This is a genomic window from Xanthobacter pseudotagetidis, assembly GCF_043194795.2.
In the GTDB taxonomy this organism is placed as follows: domain Bacteria; phylum Pseudomonadota; class Alphaproteobacteria; order Rhizobiales; family Xanthobacteraceae; genus Xanthobacter; species Xanthobacter tagetidis_A.
Genome location: NZ_CM195534.1, coordinates 2,064,933 through 2,082,611 on the forward strand (window position 1 = coordinate 2,064,933; position 17,679 = coordinate 2,082,611).

General features: G+C 71.0%; 19 protein-coding genes. 11 read left to right on the forward strand and 8 right to left on the reverse strand.

Annotated features, from left to right (window positions below; translation table 11 throughout):
- Positions 1-154: 154 nt before the first annotated feature.
- The 3 genes from V5F67_RS09450 to V5F67_RS09460 all read left to right on the forward strand — a co-directional run bounded on the left by V5F67_RS09450 (position 155) and on the right by V5F67_RS09460 (position 2,446).
- Positions 155-940 (forward strand): SDR family oxidoreductase, encoded by a 786-nt coding sequence (locus V5F67_RS09450; protein ID WP_394019114.1) that lies wholly within the window; start codon positions 155-157, stop codon positions 938-940.
- Positions 941-1,069: 129 nt separating this feature from the next.
- Positions 1,070-1,948 (forward strand): sulfatase-like hydrolase/transferase, encoded by an 879-nt coding sequence (locus tag V5F67_RS09455; protein WP_394019116.1) that lies wholly within the window; start codon positions 1,070-1,072, stop codon positions 1,946-1,948.
- 114 nt (positions 1,949-2,062) lie between these two features.
- On the forward strand, positions 2,063-2,446 hold the full coding sequence (locus V5F67_RS09460; RefSeq protein ID WP_394019118.1) for a hypothetical protein: 384 nt from the start codon (positions 2,063-2,065) through the stop codon (positions 2,444-2,446).
- 26 nt (positions 2,447-2,472) lie between these two features.
- Here the strand turns inward: V5F67_RS09460 and V5F67_RS09465 are convergent, their stop codons facing one another.
- The 4 genes from V5F67_RS09465 to V5F67_RS09480 form a co-directional block, all read right to left on the reverse strand.
- Complete coding sequence (locus V5F67_RS09465) at positions 2,473-3,267, reverse strand: SDR family NAD(P)-dependent oxidoreductase (protein ID WP_394019120.1); 795 nt, start codon at positions 3,265-3,267, stop codon at positions 2,473-2,475.
- A gap of 88 nt (positions 3,268-3,355) precedes the next feature.
- Entirely contained in the window at positions 3,356-4,834 is a 1,479-nt protein-coding gene (locus V5F67_RS09470; protein WP_394019122.1) for a mannitol dehydrogenase family protein, read from the reverse strand.
- A 92-nt stretch (positions 4,835-4,926) separates the two neighbouring features.
- Positions 4,927-6,333 (reverse strand): glucuronate isomerase, encoded by a 1,407-nt coding sequence (gene uxaC, locus V5F67_RS09475; RefSeq protein WP_394019124.1) that lies wholly within the window; start codon positions 6,331-6,333, stop codon positions 4,927-4,929.
- A gap of 2 nt (positions 6,334-6,335) precedes the next feature.
- On the reverse strand, positions 6,336-7,103 hold the full coding sequence (locus V5F67_RS09480) for an FCD domain-containing protein (RefSeq protein ID WP_509210645.1): 768 nt from the start codon (positions 7,101-7,103) through the stop codon (positions 6,336-6,338).
- 322 nt (positions 7,104-7,425) lie between these two features.
- Here V5F67_RS09480 and V5F67_RS09485 point away from each other — a divergent pair, with 322 nt between their 5' ends.
- The gene (locus V5F67_RS09485; protein WP_509210646.1) at positions 7,426-8,964 is read left to right on the forward strand and encodes a D-arabinonate dehydratase; all 1,539 of its coding nucleotides are present in this window, start codon (positions 7,426-7,428) and stop codon (positions 8,962-8,964) included.
- A 293-nt stretch (positions 8,965-9,257) separates the two neighbouring features.
- Here the strand turns inward: V5F67_RS09485 and V5F67_RS09490 are convergent, their stop codons facing one another.
- The gene (locus V5F67_RS09490; protein ID WP_394019128.1) at positions 9,258-9,935 is read right to left on the reverse strand and encodes a GntR family transcriptional regulator; all 678 of its coding nucleotides are present in this window, start codon (positions 9,933-9,935) and stop codon (positions 9,258-9,260) included.
- Between the two features lie 189 nt (positions 9,936-10,124).
- Here V5F67_RS09490 and V5F67_RS09495 point away from each other — a divergent pair, with 189 nt between their 5' ends.
- The 6 genes from V5F67_RS09495 to V5F67_RS09520 all read left to right on the forward strand — a co-directional run bounded on the left by V5F67_RS09495 (position 10,125) and on the right by V5F67_RS09520 (position 15,061).
- The gene (locus V5F67_RS09495) at positions 10,125-11,102 is read left to right on the forward strand and encodes a TRAP transporter substrate-binding protein (protein ID WP_394019130.1); all 978 of its coding nucleotides are present in this window, start codon (positions 10,125-10,127) and stop codon (positions 11,100-11,102) included.
- Positions 11,103-11,237: 135 nt separating this feature from the next.
- The gene (locus V5F67_RS09500) at positions 11,238-11,771 is read left to right on the forward strand and encodes a TRAP transporter small permease (RefSeq protein ID WP_394019132.1); all 534 of its coding nucleotides are present in this window, start codon (positions 11,238-11,240) and stop codon (positions 11,769-11,771) included.
- A gap of 14 nt (positions 11,772-11,785) precedes the next feature.
- Positions 11,786-13,066, forward strand: coding sequence for a TRAP transporter large permease (locus tag V5F67_RS09505; RefSeq protein WP_394019134.1), 1,281 nt, complete (start codon positions 11,786-11,788; stop codon positions 13,064-13,066).
- Between the two features lie 35 nt (positions 13,067-13,101).
- Positions 13,102-13,941: a 5-dehydro-4-deoxy-D-glucuronate isomerase gene (gene kduI / locus V5F67_RS09510; protein ID WP_394019136.1), complete on the forward strand. Its 840-nt coding sequence runs from the start codon at positions 13,102-13,104 to the stop codon at positions 13,939-13,941.
- Entirely contained in the window at positions 13,938-14,702 is a 765-nt protein-coding gene (kduD, locus tag V5F67_RS09515; protein WP_394019138.1) for a 2-dehydro-3-deoxy-D-gluconate 5-dehydrogenase KduD, read from the forward strand. Before kduI ends, kduD begins: the two co-directional genes overlap by 4 nt.
- 11 nt (positions 14,703-14,713) lie before the next feature.
- Positions 14,714-15,061 (forward strand): cupin domain-containing protein, encoded by a 348-nt coding sequence (locus V5F67_RS09520; protein ID WP_394019140.1) that lies wholly within the window; start codon positions 14,714-14,716, stop codon positions 15,059-15,061.
- 181 nt (positions 15,062-15,242) lie between these two features.
- Here the strand turns inward: V5F67_RS09520 and V5F67_RS09525 are convergent, their stop codons facing one another.
- The 3 genes from V5F67_RS09525 to V5F67_RS09535 form a co-directional block, all read right to left on the reverse strand.
- Positions 15,243-15,572, reverse strand: coding sequence for a DUF167 family protein (locus V5F67_RS09525; RefSeq protein ID WP_394019254.1), 330 nt, complete (start codon positions 15,570-15,572; stop codon positions 15,243-15,245).
- Positions 15,569-15,859 (reverse strand): YggT family protein, encoded by a 291-nt coding sequence (locus tag V5F67_RS09530; RefSeq protein WP_394019256.1) that lies wholly within the window; start codon positions 15,857-15,859, stop codon positions 15,569-15,571. The genes V5F67_RS09525 and V5F67_RS09530 overlap by 4 nt, the downstream gene beginning before the upstream one ends.
- A gap of 306 nt (positions 15,860-16,165) precedes the next feature.
- Positions 16,166-16,408, reverse strand: coding sequence for a hypothetical protein (locus V5F67_RS09535; protein ID WP_394019142.1), 243 nt, complete (start codon positions 16,406-16,408; stop codon positions 16,166-16,168).
- A 279-nt stretch (positions 16,409-16,687) separates the two neighbouring features.
- On the opposite strand from V5F67_RS09535, the gene V5F67_RS09540 reads away from it, so the two are divergent.
- A complete protein-coding gene (locus V5F67_RS09540; RefSeq protein ID WP_394019258.1) occupies positions 16,688-17,641 on the forward strand; it encodes an acetyl-CoA carboxylase carboxyltransferase subunit alpha in 954 nt (317 codons plus the stop codon).
- Positions 17,642-17,679 lie beyond the last annotated feature (38 nt).

The window sequence follows — 17,679 nt, forward strand, 5'->3', positions numbered from 1 at the left end:
GGTGAGGGAGGTGGACGGTCGGGCACCGGGGCTTCGGTGCGCAAAGCCCGTTCCGCGCCGGCGCATCATGACCTATGAGAAGGCACCTTCCCCAGCCGGGACCTGCGGCGCGCGCCGCCGGCCGGCTCGGCACGCGACCATCGGGAGACGACCCATGAATTTCGGACTTGAGGCCCGCACGGCCCTGGTGCTCGGCGCCAGCGGCGGCCTTGGCGGCGCCATCGCCGCGGCGCTCGGGCGCGAGGGCGCGCGCGTCGCGCTCGCCGGCCGCAACGTGGAGTCGCTGGAGCGCGCCGCCGCCGCGGTGGAGGCCGGGGGCGGCAAGGCGCTGGTGCTGCCGTTCGACCTTGCCGACCTCGACGCCATCGACGGCGCGGTGGGCAAGGTGGAGGCGGCGCTCGGGCCGGTGGACATCCTCGTCAACAACACCGGCGGCCCGCCGCCCACGCCCGCCGCCGGCCAGCCCATCGAGCTGTGGGAGAAGAACTTCCGCGCCATGGTGCTGTCGGTGATCGCGATCACCGACCGCATTCTGCCCGGCATGCGGGAGCGCCGGTTCGGGCGGATCATCACGGTGACGTCGTCCGGCACCATCGCGCCGATCCCGAACCTCGCCATGTCCAACACCCTGCGCGTGGCGCTCACCGGCTGGTCGAAGACGCTGGCGCGGGAGGTGGCGAAGGACGGCATCACCGTGAACACGCTGGTGCCCGGCCGCATCGCCACCGAGCGCGTGGCGTTCCTGGACGAGGCGGCGGCGAAGCGCGAGGGCATCGACGTCGACGAGGTCAGGGCCCGCGCCCGGGCCGCCATCCCCGCCGGCCGCTACGGCCGCCCCGAGGAGTTCGGCGCCGCCGCCTGCTTCCTCGCCAGCGACCAGGCCTCCTTCATCACCGGTTCCATGATCCGGGTGGACGGCGGGCAGATTCCGAGCTTGTAACGGCGAATCTTTCGCTGATATTGCAACCGCTTGCGCAAATTTTCCTTGCGGCATGCCGCTAAGTCAGGCAGAGGGGATGGGGAGCGGCTTTCGTTAGGGACGGAGGGGCAGGCGGGAATGGTCACCGCAATGCGCGGAATCACCCGCGAGAGCGTCCTCTTCATCACGCTGGACTCCTGCCGCTACGACACGTTCCTGGCGTCCCGCACGCCGGCCATCGACCGGGTCTCGGCGGTGTTCCGGGCGCAGGCGCCCTCCCACTTCACCTACGCCTCGCACGCGGCCATGTTCGTGGGCTTTACGCCGGGGGTGGCGCAGATCCCCGCGCCGCTGCTGAACCCCAAGTTCGCGCGCCTGTTCCGGCTCGGGCGGGCCGGCCATGCGGGGCACGCAAAGCCCGGCTTCACGGTGGACGGCCAGGACATCATCGCCGGCTTCCGGGCCGCGGGCTATCATACGGTGGGGACGGGCGCGGCCGGGTGGTTCGACAGTTCGAGCCCGGTCTCCCAACGCCTCATCGGCAATTTCGAGCAGTTCCGCTTCACCGGCGAGGCCGGGGTGCGGCACCAGCTGGCCTTCGTCGAGCAGGCGCTGGCGCGGCGGCGGCGCGACGACGCCTTCGTGTTCATAAATGTGGGCGAGACCCACGTGCCCTATCATTTCGAGGGCGCGCCCTGGCCGGCGGCGGACAATCCCTGCCGTCCGTTCCAGCAGGAGGACCGCGCCGACACGTGCCGCTCCCGCCAGCGCCTGTGCCTCGAATATGTGGACGCCGTGCTGGCGCCGCTGATCGATGCCTTCGCCCACGCCACGATCATCGTCTGCGCCGACCATGGCGACTGCTGGGGCGAGGACGGCCTGTGGGAGCACGGCATCAGCCATCCCATGACGCTCACCGTGCCGCTGCTGATCCGCTACCGGGGCCAGCCGGTGGAGGAGGCGGTCGAGCTGCCCGAGGCGATCCGCGCCGGGCTCGACCGCAAGGTTTCTGCCGCGCTCCCCGTCTGAGCCTCCCGCCTCGCGCAAGGCCCGGACCCCGCAATCGTGTTCGATGCGGCGCCGGGGTGGATTCCCGTTCGCGCGAAAACGCTCTAGATGAGACCGCTCACGGGGAGGGGATCCATGCGTTGGATGATTCTGACGGCCGCGCTCATGATGCCGGCCGGGGCGCTGGCACAGGATGGCTTGATGCCGCCGCCGGACCTCGGCGCCCAGGGGGTGCCGGTGCCGCCCGACGGCACGGCGATCTACGGGTCGTCCCCGCCCTCGGGCTACATGGCGATCCCGGTGCCGCCCTCCACCTGCGGTCCGCTCCAGGCCATGGTGCAGCAGAACGGCTTCGTGCTGATCCCCATCGGCGGCGGCAACGCCCAGCGCTATGTGCGCGACCAGACCTTCTGCCAGGAAGACCAGGTGACGACGCCCGCCTGGGTGCCCACCGACGACAACCCGCGCTGCTTCATCGGCTACACCTGCGGCGAGGCGAACAACGACGGCGGCAACTGAGCCGCCGGGGCGGTCTGCGCGCCCGATCACGGCATGTACTGGCCGCCGTTCACCTCGATCACCTGGCCGATGACGTAGCCGCTCGCCGCCGCCGAGGCGAGGTAGAGGAAGGTGGCGGCGCACTCCTCGGCCTCGCCCAGCCGCCCGGCGGGGATGGACGCCTTCATCGCGTCCAGAATCTGCGGCGTCGAATAGCGGTCGTGGAACGGGGTGGTGATCACGCCCGGCGCCACCGCGTTGACGCGGATGCCGGCGCCGATCAGCTCCTTGGCCCAGCCGTGGGTGGCGGTGGAGATGAAGCCCTTCGCCGCCGCATAGAGCACCGCGCCGCCGCCGCCGCCGGTGCGCGCGGCGACCGAGGAGACGTTGATGATGGCGCCGCCGCGTCCCTGCGCCGTCATCACCTGCGCGCCGGCGCGCACGAAGTGGATCACCTGCCGCACGTTGAGGTCGAGCACGTCGCTGATATGGGCGTCGTCGTAATCGGCGGCAGGCATGCGCTTCACCAGGCCGCCGGCATTGTTCACCAGCACGTCGAGCCCGCCGAGGCCCTCGGCCGCCTCCCGCACGACACGGCCCGGCACGCCGGGCTCGGTGACGTCGCCGGCGACCAGAAGCGCCGTGCCGCCGGCGGCGCGGATCCGCTCCGCCACCGCCACCGCCTTGTCGCGGCTGGAATTGTAGTGCACCGCGACCTTGGCGCCGTTGCGCGCGAACGCCTCGGCCGCCGCCGCGCCGATGCCCGTGGACGCGCCGGTGATCAGCACCGCCTTGCCGGCGAGGTCGGGGAAGACGGGGGTGGGAGCGGGAGCGGTCGTCATCGGTCTCCTCCGGGCTTTGCCTGTGCCGGCTTGCGCGTCATCGGCGCCGGGTCCGGCCGCCGCGGGTCCGCTATACCAGAGAACCGCCTTAGCGTGTGACCCGCCGCCCCACGGCGCCGGCGGCGCCGCCGCGGATGATGTCGCTGAGCGCCGCCGTCACCGCGCCGCAGAAGCGCGGGTCGGCGGGCAGACCGGTGCCGAACACCTCGCGCACCGACAGCAGCGCCGGGGCGAGGCGGCCGGCATCGAGCCCGGCCGCGTCGGCGAGCGCGCGCAGCTGCGGCGCGAGCGGGTCGCGCACGTCGATGGCGCGGCCGTGCTCGTCGTGGCCGGCGACGTAGCGCATCCAGCCGGCGATGGCCAAGGCGAGGAAGTCGATGGGCGCGTTCGCCGCCAGCCGGTCGCGCGCCGTGGCGACGAGGCGCTGGGGCAGCTTCTGCGAGCCGTCCATGGCGATCTGCCAGGTGCGGTGCCTGAGCGCCGGGTTGCGGAAGCGCGCGCGCAGCGCCCGCTTGTAGCCGTCGAGGTCGGCGCCGGGCGGCACCGCCAGGGTGGGCGTGATCTCCTCGTCCTGGAGCCGCGCGACGAGCTGGGCGAAGGGCGGGTCCGCCATCACCTCGGCGATGGTCTCGTGGCCGGCGAGATAGCCGAGATAGGCCATGGTGGAATGGGCGCCGTTGAGCAGACGCAGCTTCATGTGCTCGTAGGGGGCGACGTCCGCCACCATCTGGACGCCCACCTCCTCCAAAGGCGGGCGGCCGGCGGGGAAGCGGTCCTCCACCACCCACTGGCTGAAGGGCTCGGCCATCACCGGCCAGGCGTCGGCGACGCGAAGGCGCCCGGCCACCAGCGCGCGGTCGGCGTCGGTGGTGGCGGGCACGATGCGGTCCACCATGGTGGCGGGGAAGGCGACTTCGCCTTCGACGAAGCGGCCGAGGTCCGGATCGCGCAGCGTCGCGAGGCGGGCGGTGACGCGGGCGACGGTCCCGCCGTTGGCCGGCAGGTTGTCGCAGCACAATACGGTGAAGGGGCGGGTGCCGGCGGCGCGGCGGCGGGCCAGCGCCTCCACCAGGAAGCCGGGCGCGCTCCTCGGGCGATGGGGGTCGGCGAGGTCGGCGCGGATGTCGGCGTGCGCCTCGTCGAGGGTGCCGCGCGCCGGGTCGTGGCAATAGCCCTTCTCGGTGACGGTGAGGGTGACGATGCGCACCTTCGGATCGCACATGGCGGCGAGCAGCGCCTCGGGATCGCGCGGGGCGACCAGGAGGCGCCGCAGCGATCCCACCACCCGGAGCGCGTCGCCCTCGCCCGAGCGGACGGCGAGGGTGTAGAGCCCGTCCTGGGGCGCGAGGGCATCGTAGGTGTCGGCCGCGCGCAGGCTCGCGCCGGCCACCGCCCAGCCCTTCGCGCCGCGCGCCATCACGTCGTCCAGATAGACCGCCTGGTGCGCTCTGTGGAAGGCGCCGACGCCCAGATGCACCACGCCCACCTCGGCGGCGCCCACGTCATAGGCCGGCCGCGCGACGGCGGCCGGCAGATCGCCGAGCGTCTTCAGCGTCAGGCGCGCCACCCCGCCGCCTTGCTCCGCCGCGAACCCCTCCCCCCTGTGGGGAGGGGCAGGGGCGGGGGTGCCGCCGGCCGAGGAAGCCTCGCCGCCCCCGCTCACAGCCTGTAGGCCTTCTTCGCCAGCCCGTAGGCCAGCGCGCGCGCCACCTCCACCGCCTCGTCCTCGTCGAGGCGGTGCTCGCAGACGAGGCTCGCCAGGAAGCCGCAATCGATGCGCCGCGCCACGTCGTGCCGGGCCGGGATGGAGGGGAAGGCGCGGGTGTCGTCGTTGAAGCCGACGGTGTTGTAGAAGCCCGCCGTCTCGGTGGTCATCTCGCGGAAGCGCCTCATGCCCTCCGGGCTGTCGTGGAACCACCAGGCCGGCCCCAGCCGCAGCGCCGGATAGTGGCCGGCGAGCGGGGCGAGCTCGCGGGCATAGGCGGTCTCGTCCAGGGTGAAGAGGATGACGGTCAGGTCCTTCTCGTTGCCGAAGCGCTCCAGCAGCGGGGCGAGCGCGCGCACATATTCGGTGGCGGTGGGCACGTCGGCGCCCATGTCGCGGCCGTGGCGGGCGAAGACGGCGCCGTTGTGGTTGCGCAGCGCGCCGGGATGGATCTGCAGCACCAGCCCGTCGTCGAGGCTCATGGCCGCCATCTCGGTGAGCATCTGGCCGCGGAACAGCTCGGCATCCGCCGCCGAGACCGAGGCATTGCCGGTGACGCGCCGGAACAGCGCCTCCGCCTCCACCGGGTCGAGGTCGAAGGTGGCGGCGGTGGGGTGGCCGTGGTCCGAGGAGGTGGCGCCGAAGCTCTTGAAGAACGCGCGCCGCCTGCGGTGAGCCGCGAGGTAGCCCTGATAGGTGAGGGTGTCCTCGCCGGTGATCTCGCCGAGCTTCGCGAGGTTGTCGCGGAAGCCCTCGAACTCCGGGTCCACCACCGGGTCGGGCCGGTAGGCGGTGATCACGCGCCCGCTCCAGCCGCTGTCGCGGATCATGGCGTGCCACTTCAGGTCGTCGAGCGGGCTCTCGGTGGTGGCGATCACCTCGATGTTGAAGCGCTCGAACAAGGCGCGGGGGCGAAAGGCGTCGCGGGCGAGGTGCTCGGCGATGGTGTCGTAGTGGCGGTCGGCATTGTCCGGCCCCAGGCGCTCCTCCAGGCCGAACAGGGTGGCGAACGCATGGTCCAGCCACAGGCGCGTGGGGGTGCCGCGGAACAGGTGATAGTGGGCGGCGAACAGGCGCCAGATGGCGCGCCCGTCCTGCTCGGTGGCGCCGCCGTCGCGGCGCGGCACGCCCAGCGCCTCCAGCGGCACGCCCTGGCTGTAGAGCATGCGGAAGACATAGTGGTCCGGCACCACGAACAGCCGCGCCGGATCGGGAAACGGCGCGTTTTCGGCGTACCATCGCGGGTCGGTGTGGCCGTGCGGCGAGACGATGGGCAGCTGCTCGACCTCGGCGAGGAGGCGCCGCGCCACCGCGCGCACGTTGGGATCGGCCGGCAGCAGGCGGTCGGGATGATCGAGCATTCTCACAGGGTCCTGATGCGGGGCGAGGGCGGCTCGCTTGCCGCCTCGGCGAGGATTTCGGTCTCGGCGAAATAGTCGGGATAGGCCGCCACCAGCCCGGCGATGCTGGGGATGACCCGGCCAAGATGGGCGGCGACCGCCGCCTCGGCGGCGGCGGCATCGCCGGCGGCGACGGCGTCCACGATGGCCGCGTGCTCGGCGATGACGCTGGCGCGCCGCTCGGCCGCCGGCAGGGTGAGCAGCCGGCAGCGGTCCACCTGCGCCTTCTCCTGCCGGATCACGCGCCAGATGTTGGGATGGCCGGCCAGTTCCGCGATCGCCTGGTGGAAGGCCTCGTCGGCGGCGTGGAAGGCGGCGAGGTCGCCGGCCTTGTGGCTTGCCCGCTGGCGCGCGACGAGCGCCTTGATTTCGGCGAGGAGGCCCTTGCTGGCCTTCTCCGTCGCGCCCGCCACCTTGAGGGCGGCTTCCCGCACGGCGGTGCGCTCCAGCGATTGGCGGATCACCATGGCGTCGCGCACCGAGGGCAGCGAGATGCGCGAGACGAAGGTGCCGTACTGGGGAAAGATGTCCACCAGCCGCTCGTCGGCGAGCTTCAGCACCGCCTCGCGCACCGGGGTTCGGGACACGCCGTAGGCGAGCGCGATCTGCTTCTCCTGGACCGCCGCGCCGGGCGTCCATTCCATGGCGATGATCTTCTCGCGCAAGGCCTCGTGGATGCGGGCCGAGGCGGGGACGGCTCGGACATTTTCCACCCGGGCGGGAGCGCCCACGGTGCGAACCTTTGTGCCGGTCTTGCGCGTTCCGTCCACGGCGCCTCGCCCCTCCCTAGAGCGCGATCCGATCAAATTGCATCGATCCGATCGGTGAATCGCCCGCTAACTTAATGATGGAGAACGCGTTGTCCGATCGGCTTGCATCGCAGGCTGATCGGCGCGTGCTCCAGCGCATCGCTGCTGCGGCCGCTTCGCCTGCGGTCCGGGCTTCCCTTGCGGAGCCGGAAGACGGCGGCGGCGCTCTTGCGGATGCCTCTCAGCTAATATATTAGCATATCAACAACGTCAACGCGGCACGGTCGCGGCGTGAGGAGGAAGCGTGGCTCAGGTGGCGGAGGCGGGCCTTTCCCCGCGGACCCTGCGTCTGTCCGAGAAGGACAATCTCGCGGTGGCGCTCGACATGATCCCGGAAGGGGAGCAGGTCCAGGGCGTGCGGGCGATGTCGCGCATCCCGAAGGGCCACAAGTTCGCCCTGGCGCCGATCCTCGCGGGCGCGCCGGTGGTGAAGTTCGGGCAGATCATCGGCTTCGCGTCCGAGCCGATCGCGCCCGGCGCCCACATCCACACCCACAATGTCGCGCTGCACGACTTCGAGCGCGACTATGCGTTCGCCGCCGACGCCCATGCGGACGCGCTGCTGCCGCAGGCGGAGCGCGCCACCTTCCAGGGCCTCCGCCGCTCCAACGGGCGCACCGGCACGCGCAACTATCTGGGCATCCTCACCAGCGTGAATTGCTCGGCCTCGGTGGCGCGCTTCGCGGCGGCCGAACTGGAGCGCTCAGGCGCGCTGGCGGGCTTTCCCGGCATCGACGGCATCGTGCCGATCATCCACGGCACCGGCTGCGGCATGGCCTCCAGGGGCGAGGGCTTCGACGTGCTCTCGCGCACCCTGTGGGGTTACGCCACCCATCCCAACTTCGCCGCGGTGGTGATGGTGGGGCTCGGCTGCGAGATGTTCCAGATCGCCCGCTTCAAGTCCGACTACGGCATCGAGGAGAGCGACGGCTTCCGCACCCTCACCATCCAGGAGGAGGGCGGCACGCGCCGCACGGTCGAGCACATCGTCGGCGCGCTGAGGGAGATGCTGCCCAAGGCGAGCGCGGCGCGGCGCGAGACGCGGCCGGCCTCCGAGATCGTGCTGGCGCTCCAGTGCGGCGGCTCGGACGGCTATTCGGCGCTCACCGCCAATCCGGCGCTTGGCGTCGCCTCCGATCTGCTGGTGGCGAACGGCGGCACCTCCATCCTGTCCGAGACGCCGGAGATCTACGGCGCCGAGCATCTGCTCACCCGCCGGGCGGCGAGCCGGGCGGTGGGCGAGAAGCTGGTCGCCCGCATCAAGTGGTGGGAGGACTACACCGCCCGCAATGCCGGCGAGATGAACAACAATCCCTCGCCCGGCAACAAGGCCGGCGGCCTCACCACCATCCTGGAGAAATCGCTGGGCGCGGCCGCCAAGGGCGGGTTCGCGACGCTGAGCGAGGTCTACCAATATGCCGAGCCGGTGACGGCCCACGGCTTCGTCTTCATGGACACGCCGGGCTACGACCCGGTGGCGGCGACCGGGCAGGTGGCGGGCGGGGCCAACGTCATCTGCTTCACCACCGGGCGCGGCTCCGCCTTCGGCTGCAAGCCCGTGCCCTCGCTCAAGCTCGCCACCAACTCCGACATCTACCGCAGGATGGAGGAGGACATGGACATCGATTGCGGCGACGTGCTCGACGGCGTGAGCCTCGAGGACAAGGGCCGCCAGATCCTCGACGCGGTGCTGGCGGTCGCCTCCGGCGCCCGGACCAAGTCCGAGGCGCTGGGCTATGGCGACGCCGAGTTCGTGCCCTGGCAGATCGGCGCGGTGATGTGATGGCGCGGCTGTGCTCCCCGCTCCGCAATGGCAGCCGTCCCGACGCCGGGCCGGCGCGCCATTCCCTCTCCCGCTTGCGGGGGAGGGCTCCGCGACATGGGGAGCCGTCATGGCCGGGCCCGTCCCGGCCATCCCCGCCCAGCGGACCGGCGCTACATGGCAAATGGTGCGCCGGCGGCGCGGCGTGGATGCCCGGCACGAGGCCGGGCATGACGGCCCGTGGCGTCCCTGGCGGAGCGGAACGGGAGCAGGAGGCGGCGTTTCGCGCCCGGGTTCGCGGCGGCCGGCGCTCGCTACTCGAACAGCTCGGGGTGCTCGGCCTCCACCTTCGGCAGCGCGCGCAGGATTTCCGTCAGGTGCTCCCGCATGGCCTGCGCCGCGCCGTCCGGGTCGCGGGCGTCGACGGCGGCCATCACCGCCTGGTGCTGGCCGACCAGCGGCAGCATGGCCTGCGCGCCCGGAAGGGTGAGGTGGCAGGCGCGGTCCATGTGGGCCTTGATGTCGCCCACCGCCTCCCAGGCGAGCGGGCAGCCGGCGCCCTCAGCGAGCGCGGCGTGGAACATCTCGTCATAGCGCTGGAACGCCAGGTGGTCGCCGCGGCGGGCGGTCTTCTCCTGCAGGTCCAGGAGGTCGTCGATGCGCTGGCGCGCCATGGGGTCGAACGCCTCCGCCGCGCGGCGCGCCACGGCGCACTCCACCGCCTCGCGCACGAAGCGGGCCTCCATCATCTTCTTCACCGAGATCTTCACCACCACGGTGCCGCGCTGGGGCAGGATCTCCACCAGGCGCGTGCGGGCGAGGCCGATCAGGGCCTCGCGCACCGGCTGGCGCGAGACCCCGTGGCGCGCGGCGATCTCCTGCTCCGACAGGCGCGTGCCGGGCTTCAGCTCCAGCGCGACGATGGCGCGCCGCAGCTCCGCCTCCAGGCGATGCGCCGCCGAGCCCTGCGCGGCGGCATTGATGGCGTCCATCGCGCGCCTCCTCTGTTGCATACCAGTGGACACTACCATACAATTTTCGTCCAACAAGGAAAGTCGATCCCCGGGACGGCCGTCCGGGCCTGCCGATGCGACGCGCGCGAGCCCGGTCGTCCTCGGTGAGCCGAACAGGTTCCGCGGTCAAGACCAAACAAGACCAGACAGTCGAGAAGGGAGAACGCCATGCTGAACCGACGCCACGCCTTCGCACTGGCCGCGCTGCTGTGCGCCGCGCCGGCCCTGCCCGCCTTCGCGCAGACCACGCTGAAGTCCGCCGACATCCATCCCGACGGCTACCCCACCGTCGAGGCGGTGAAGTATTTCGGCGAGCTGGTGGAGAAAAAGACCAACGGCAAGTACAAGGTGCAGCTGTTCTTCGCCGGCCAGCTCGGCGGCGAGAAGGACACCATCGAGCAGACACGCTTCGGGGTGATCGACCTCAACCGCATCAACACCGCCCCGTTCAACAACCTGATCCCCGAGACGGCGGTGCTCGGCATGCCGTTCCTGTTCCGCTCGGTGGACCACATGTACAAGGTGGTGGACGGCCCCATCGGCGACGAGATCGCCAAGGCGTTCGAGCCGCAGGGCCTCGTGGTGCTGGGCTTCTTCGACAGCGGCGCGCGCTCGATCTACAATTCCAAGAAGCCCATCAAGACGCTGGCCGACATGAAGGGCATGAAGATCCGCGTGCAGCAGTCGGACCTCTTCATCGGCATGATCAACGCGCTCGGCGCCAACGCGACGCCGATCCCGTTCGGCGAGGTCTATTCCGCGCTCCAGACCGGCCTCGTGGACGGGGCGGAGAACAACTATCCCTCCTATGACTCGGTGAAGCACTACGAGGTGGCGAAATACTATTCGCTCACCGAGCACTCGCTGGCGCCGGAAGTGTTCGTGATGTCGAAGAAGTCCTGGGACAAGCTCACGCCGGACGAGCAGAAGGCGTTCAAGGAGGCCGGCAAGGAGGCCACCAGGAAGATGCGCGATCTGTGGGCCAAGCGCGACGCCGAGGCCAAGGAGCGCGTGGTCAAGGGCGGCGCCATGATCAACGAGGTGGACAAGAAGCCGTTCATCGACGCCATGGCGCCGGTCTACGACAAGTTCGTGACCTCCGAGAAGATGAAGGACCTCGTGAACCGCATCAAGGCGGTCCAGTGAGCCATCCGCCCCCGGCCCCGCGCCGGGGGCGCCCGTCCACGCGGCTGCGCGCGGCATCCGCCGCCGCCGCGCCAGGGACCGCGTGCCATGCCAGCCGAAACGCTCCCCGCTGACGCCATGAAGAGACCCGACGCCATGGGACATTTCCCCGCGCTTCGCCCGCTGCGGCGGCTGGTGAGCCTGCTCTCGCGGACCGCGCTGTGGATCTCCGGCGCCGGCCTCGTCCTCATGACGGCGGTGGTGTTCTGGCAGGTCATCGGCCGCTACGTGCTCAATTCCTCGCCCAGCTGGACCGAGCCGTTCGCGCTGCTGCTCATGAGCTGGTTCATCCTGCTCGGCGCCGCCGTGGGCGTGCGCGAGCGCGACCATCTCGGCTTCGAGATCGGCCTCCATTTCGCCGCGCCGCCGATGCGCCGGGCCATGGAGATCGCCACCAACGTGCTGGTCATGGGCTTCGGCGCCGCCATGGCGGTCTATGGCTGGGACCTCGCCATGGGCACCTGGAGCGCCAAGATGGCGGGCATCGACCTGCCCCAGGGCGTCGACTATCTGCCGCTGGTGGGCGGCGGCGCGCTCATCGCCCTGTTCTCCCTCGAAAAGCTGGTCGAGGACCTCGCGGGCGCGGAGGAGCCGGCCGTGCCCCTCCACGCCGAGCATCCCATCGATTGAGGGGGGAGGCGCAAATGGCCATCACCGTCCTGTTCGGCGTCTTCGCCCTGCTCCTGCTCATCGGCATGCCGGTGGCGTTCTGCCTCGGCCTCGCCTCGGTGGCGACCGTGGTCTATCTCGGCCTGCCGCCCATCGTCGTGTTCCAGCAGCTCAACTCTGGCATGAACGCGTTCTCCATGCTGGCGATCCCGTTTTTCATCTTCGCCGGCGACCTGATGATGCGCGGCGGCATCGCCGACCGGCTCATCGGCATGGCGGCGAGCCTCGTCGGGCACCTGCGCGGCGGCCTCGGCCAGGTGAACGTGGTGGCCTCCACCCTGTTCGGCGGCATCTCCGGCTCGGCGGTGGCCGACGCCTCCGCCATCGGCGGCATCATGATCCCGCAGATGGCGCGCCACGGCTACGCCAAGGACTATGCGGTCAACGTGACGGTGAACTCGGCCATCATCGCGCTGATGATCCCGCCGTCGCACAACATGATCATCTACTCGCTGTCGGCGGGCGGCACGATCTCCATCGCCGATCTGTTCACCGCCGGCATCGTGCCGGGCATCCTGCTCGCCGCGGCGCTGATGGTCACCGCCTACGTGGTGGCGCGCAACCGCGGCTATCCGGCCGGCACCTTCCCCGGCTGGTACGGCGTGCTGCGCGCGGTGGTGGCGGCGGTGCCGGGCATCCTGCTGATCGGCATCATCTTCGGCGGCGTGCGCTCGGGCATCTTCACAGCCACGGAAAGCTCCTGCATCGCCGTGATCTACGCGCTGCTGGTGACGACGCTGGTCTACCGGGAGATGGACTGGAGCGCCTTCGTCCACGCCACCCTCGGCGCGGTGCGCACCACCGCCATGGTGCTGCTGGTGATCGGCACGGCGGCCTCGTTCGGCTGGCTCATGGCCTTCCTGCAGGTGCCCAAGGCGACCATCGAGCTGATGCAGTCGCTCTCGTCCAATCCGTACGTGATCCTGCTGCTCATCAACATCATCCTGCTGATCCTCGGCACCTTCATGGACATGGCGCCGATGATCATCATCTGCACCCCCATCTTCCTGCCGCTGGTGAAGGCGTTCGGCATCGATCCGGTGCATTTCGGGGTGATCCTGATCCTCAACGCCGGCATCGGCCTCAACACGCCGCCGGTGGGGTCGGTGCTGTTCGTGGGCTGCGCGGTGGGCAAGATCACCATCGGCGAGGCCATGAAGACCATCTGGCCGTTCTTCGGCGCCTCGGTGGCGGTGCTGCTGCTGGTCACCTACATCCCCGGCCTTTCGCTCTGGCTTCCGGCGGCGTTCCGCTGAGCCTGTCCCCACCCCGTTCCGAAGAGGTTTCCGCCATGAAGATCGACGTGCGCCAGGCGCACCACCCCGAGGCGGTGCGCGCCTTCGGCACCGAGGCGCTGCGCCGGGCCTTCCTGGTGGAGGACCTGTTCGAGGCGGGGCGCATCCGCCTCACCTACAGCCATGTGGAGCGCTTCGTCATCGGCGGCGCGGTGCCGCTGATGGCGCCCCTGGCGCTGGGGTCGGACAAGGCCACCATCGGCTCGCCCCACTTCCTCGACCGGCGCGAGCTGGGCGTGTTCAACATCGGCGGGCCGGGCGCCATCACAGCGGACGGCGAGACGTTCCCGCTCGGCCACCGCGACGCCGCCTATGTGGCCATGGGCACGAAGGAGGTCGCCTTCTCCTCCGACGACGCCGCCAGCCCGGCGCGCTTCTACCTGCTCTCCACCCCGGCGCATGCGCGCCACGAGACCAAGGTGGTCAAGGCGGCGGACGCCAAGCAGATGCCGCTCGGCGACGAGGCCACCGCGAACAAGCGCACCATCTTCCAGATGATCCACCCGGACGTGGTCACGTCCTGCCAATTGGTGATGGGCATGACCCAGCTCGCCGAGGGCAGCATCTGGAACACCATGCCCTGCCACGTCCACGACCGGCGCTCGGAGGTCTATCTCTATTTCGACCTCGCCGCGGACGCCCGCGTCATCCACCTCATGGGCGAGCCGGACGAGACCCGCCACATCGTGGTGGCGGACGGGCAGGCGGTGATCTCGCCACCCTGGTCGATCCATTCCGGCTGCGGCACCCGCGCCTACACCTTCATCTGGGGCATGGGCGGCGACAATATCGACTATACCGACATGGACATGGTGCCCATGGCGGAGCTCAGGTGAGCGCCGTGGCTTCCCCGTTCGACCTCTCCGGCCGCCGGGCGGTGGTGACCGGCGCCAATACCGGCCTCGGCCAGGCGGTGGCCGTGGCGCTGGCTGAGGCGGGCGCCGGCATCGTCGCGGTGGGCCGCTCGGCCATGGACGGGACCGGCGACCTGGTGCGCCAGGCGGGCGCCGCCTTCACCGAGGTGCGCGCCGACCTTTCGAGCCTGGAGCCGGTGGCGCGCATCGTCGAGACGGCGTCGGCGGGCGGGCGCGTCGACATCCTGGTCAACAATGCCGGCATCATCCGCCGCGCCGACGCCATCGACTTCACGGAAGCCGACTGGGACGACGTGATGAACGTCAACCTGAAGTCCGCCTTCTTCCTCACCCAGCAGGTGGCGCGGGGCATGCTGGCGGACGGGAAGGGGGGCAAGGTGATCAACATCGCCTCGCTGCTCTCCTTCCAGGGCGGCATCCGCATCCCGTCCTACACTGCGAGCAAGAGCGGGCTTGCCGGGCTGACGCGCCTGCTCGCCTGCGAGTGGGCGGGCCGGGGCATCAACGTGAACGCCATCGCCCCAGGCTATTTCGTCACCAACAACACCGAGGCGCTGCGCGAGGACCCCGAGCGCTCGGCGGCCATCCTCGCCCGCATCCCGGCCGGCAAGTGGGGAGACCCCACCGATCTCGGCGGCGCGGCGGTGTTCCTGGCCTCAAGGGCCGCAGACTACGTGCACGGCATCGTGCTGCCGGTGGACGGCGGCTGGCTGGCGCGCTGAGAGGGAAGGGCATGACCATGAAGGGCGACGTCTTCGCTTTCGCCGACCAGGCGCCTCTGGAGGTGGTGGACGCGGTGGTGAGCCGCCAGGTCCTCACCTTCGACGACGAGATCATGCTGGTGCGCGTCGTCGCCCGCGCGCCGGGCCCCATGGGCGCGCCCCATTCCCATCCCCACGTGCAGATCACCAGCGTCGAGAGCGGCGTGTTCGAGCTCACCATCGGCGGCAGGACGGCGCGCCTGAAGGCCGGGGACAGCTTCTATGTGCCCTCCGGCGTGCATCACGGCGCGGTCTGCATCGAGCCGGGCGTGCTGGTGGACGTGTTCACGCCCATGCGTGCGGACTTCGTGAAGGGGTAGGGGGGCTGCTCAACCACCCGCTGCGGCACCCCCGCCCCCTCTCCTCTCCTCTCCTCTCCTCTCCTCTCCCCTCCCCTCCCCATAAGGGGGAGGGAGCAGCGCGAGCAGGGGCAACCCCTTCCCCTTGCGGGGAGGGGCAGGGGAGGGCTGTAAGGGACAGTTGCCGGGCGTCCGGAGCGCCCTACGCTCCCGCCTTCGCCGCGAGCGCCGCGCCGAGGGCGGCGGGATCGCCTTCGATCCGCAGCACCTTGACCCGCGCGGTGGCGCCGGAGGCGAGCGAGACCCGCGCCGCGGCGACGCCGGCCGCCTGCGCCACCACCTTGATCACCGCCTTGGTGGCCGCGCCGTCCTCCGGCGCCGCGCGCACCCGGACCTTCAGCACCTCGCGCCCGTCCGCCAGCGCCGCCACGCCGTCCAGCGCGTCGCGTCCGCCCTTGGGCGTGGCGCGCACCGTCACCTCGATGCCGTCGGCGACCGGCCGCCAGAAGGCCAAGGCGCGGGGCTCCGTCAGAACACGTAGGGGTAGATGTAGTAGGCGATCACGCGCTGCAGGAAGAAGATGAGGAGGATCAGCACCATCGGCGAGAGATCGATGCCGCCGAAGCTCGGCAGCACGTTGCGGATCGGCGCCAGAACCGGCTCGGTGACGCGGTAGAGGAACTCGCCCACGCTCCGCACGAAGCCGTTGTACGAGTTCACCACGTTGAAGGCGACGAGCCAGGACAGCACCGCTGCGGCGATCAGCACCCAGACGTAGATCTGCAGAATGATGAGGATGATGTCGAGCAGAGCGCGCATGGCCGAAGGAGCCCCCGGAAAGGATCGGCAGAAGCAATAGCCTCCCCGAGGGTCATCGAACAAGGGCAGTGCGGCACCAAAGCGCGCACGAGGGTCGTATCCACTCAACAGGCGCGGGGAGCAGGCCTGAGCGCACCCCTGCCCGTGCCATCCTCTTCGGCGCCGTCATGCCCCGGCTTGTCCGGGGGATCCACGGCGCCGCTTGCGTGCCGTCGCTTCATTGCCGGGGCCGGCCCCGCAGGGTGGATCCCCCGGACGAGCCGGGGGAGGACGGCGGGAAACGCCCCGCGCGCCGGTCCAACCCCGCTAGCCGCTGGTCGCGTTCTCGTCCTGCGGCCGGGCCGGGTCGGGCAGGGTGCCGGCGCCGGGCGTTTTCGCCGGATCGGTCAGGTGCGCCCGCGCATGCGGGCCGGCCGCCGGCATCGGCTCCGGCGCGCCGATGGGCCGCCGCTTGCCGCCGGCCGGGCGCAGCCGCCCGGTGGCCTTGGGCCTGCCGGCCTGCTTGGCCGCCGGTTTCGCCACGGCGGCGGGGCGTTTGCTGGTTGCCATGTGTCGTCTCCCGGGCCGGTCGCCGTGACCGGCCGCCATGGAGCATAACGGCGCAGGCGCGTCTCCGTTCCGCTGCCCGGGACGATGCCGGCGGCGCCGGGCGGCCATGGAATACCGGCCGCGATCCCCGATCCGCTTGCGCCCGCGTGGGGCCGGCATGCGCGCGCCGCCTGCGATCGCCGCTTGCGATCACCGCTTGACTTGGGCGGCGTGCGCAGGCAGCTTCCCGCCGCCTTGTGGGGGCGCGGGCCGAGGCCCGTTGAAATCTCGCGGATGACGATGCGCAGCTATCTGGACTTCGAGAAGCCGGTCGCCGAACTCGAGGCCAAGGTGGAGGAACTGCGCGCGCTCGCCGCCTCGGGCGACGGCGTCGCCATCGGCGACGAGGTGCAGCGCCTTCAGACCAAGGCCGGCGAGGCGCTGGTGGCGCTCTACGCCAATCTCACCCCCTGGCAGAAGACGCTGGTGGCGCGCCATCCCGCGCGGCCGCACTTCGCCGACTTCGCGAAAGCCCTGTTCGAGGATTTCACGCCGCTCGCCGGCGACCGCAAGTACGGCGAGGACGAGGCCATCATCGGCGGCTTCGCCCGCTTCCGCGGCGAGGCGGTGTGCGTGCTGGGCCACGAGAAGGGCTCCACCACCGAGACCCGCATCCGCCACAATTTCGGCATGGCGCGCCCCGAGGGCTACCGCAAGGCGGCGCGCATCATGGAGCTGGCGGACCGCTTCGGCACGCCGCTGATCTCGCTGGTGGATACCGCCGGCGCCTATCCCGGCATCGGCGCCGAGGAGCGCGGCCAGGCCGAGGCCATCGCCCGCTCCACCGACGCCTGCCTGTCGCTCAGGGCGCCCAGCGTCTCGGTGATCATCGGCGAGGGCGGCTCGGGCGGCGCCATCGCGCTCGCCACCGCCAACAGGGTGCTGATGCTGGAGCACGCCATCTACAGCGTGATCTCGCCCGAGGGCGCGGCCTCGATCCTGTGGCGCGACACCGCCAAGGCTCAGGACGCGGCGACGAGCATGAAGATCACGGCCCAGGACCTGCTGCGCTTCGGCATCATCGACGGCATCGTCAAGGAGCCGACCGGCGGCGCCCACCGCGACCCCGAGGCCGCCATCGCCGCCGCCGGCGATGCCATCGCCGATGCCTTCTCCTCCTTGGCCGGCCTCGACGGCGACGCCGTGCGCAAGGCGCGGCGCGAGAAGTTCCTCGCCATCGGCCGCAACCTCTGAGGCCTCGCGGAGCCCGCGATCTCATCCCTGCCGCATTT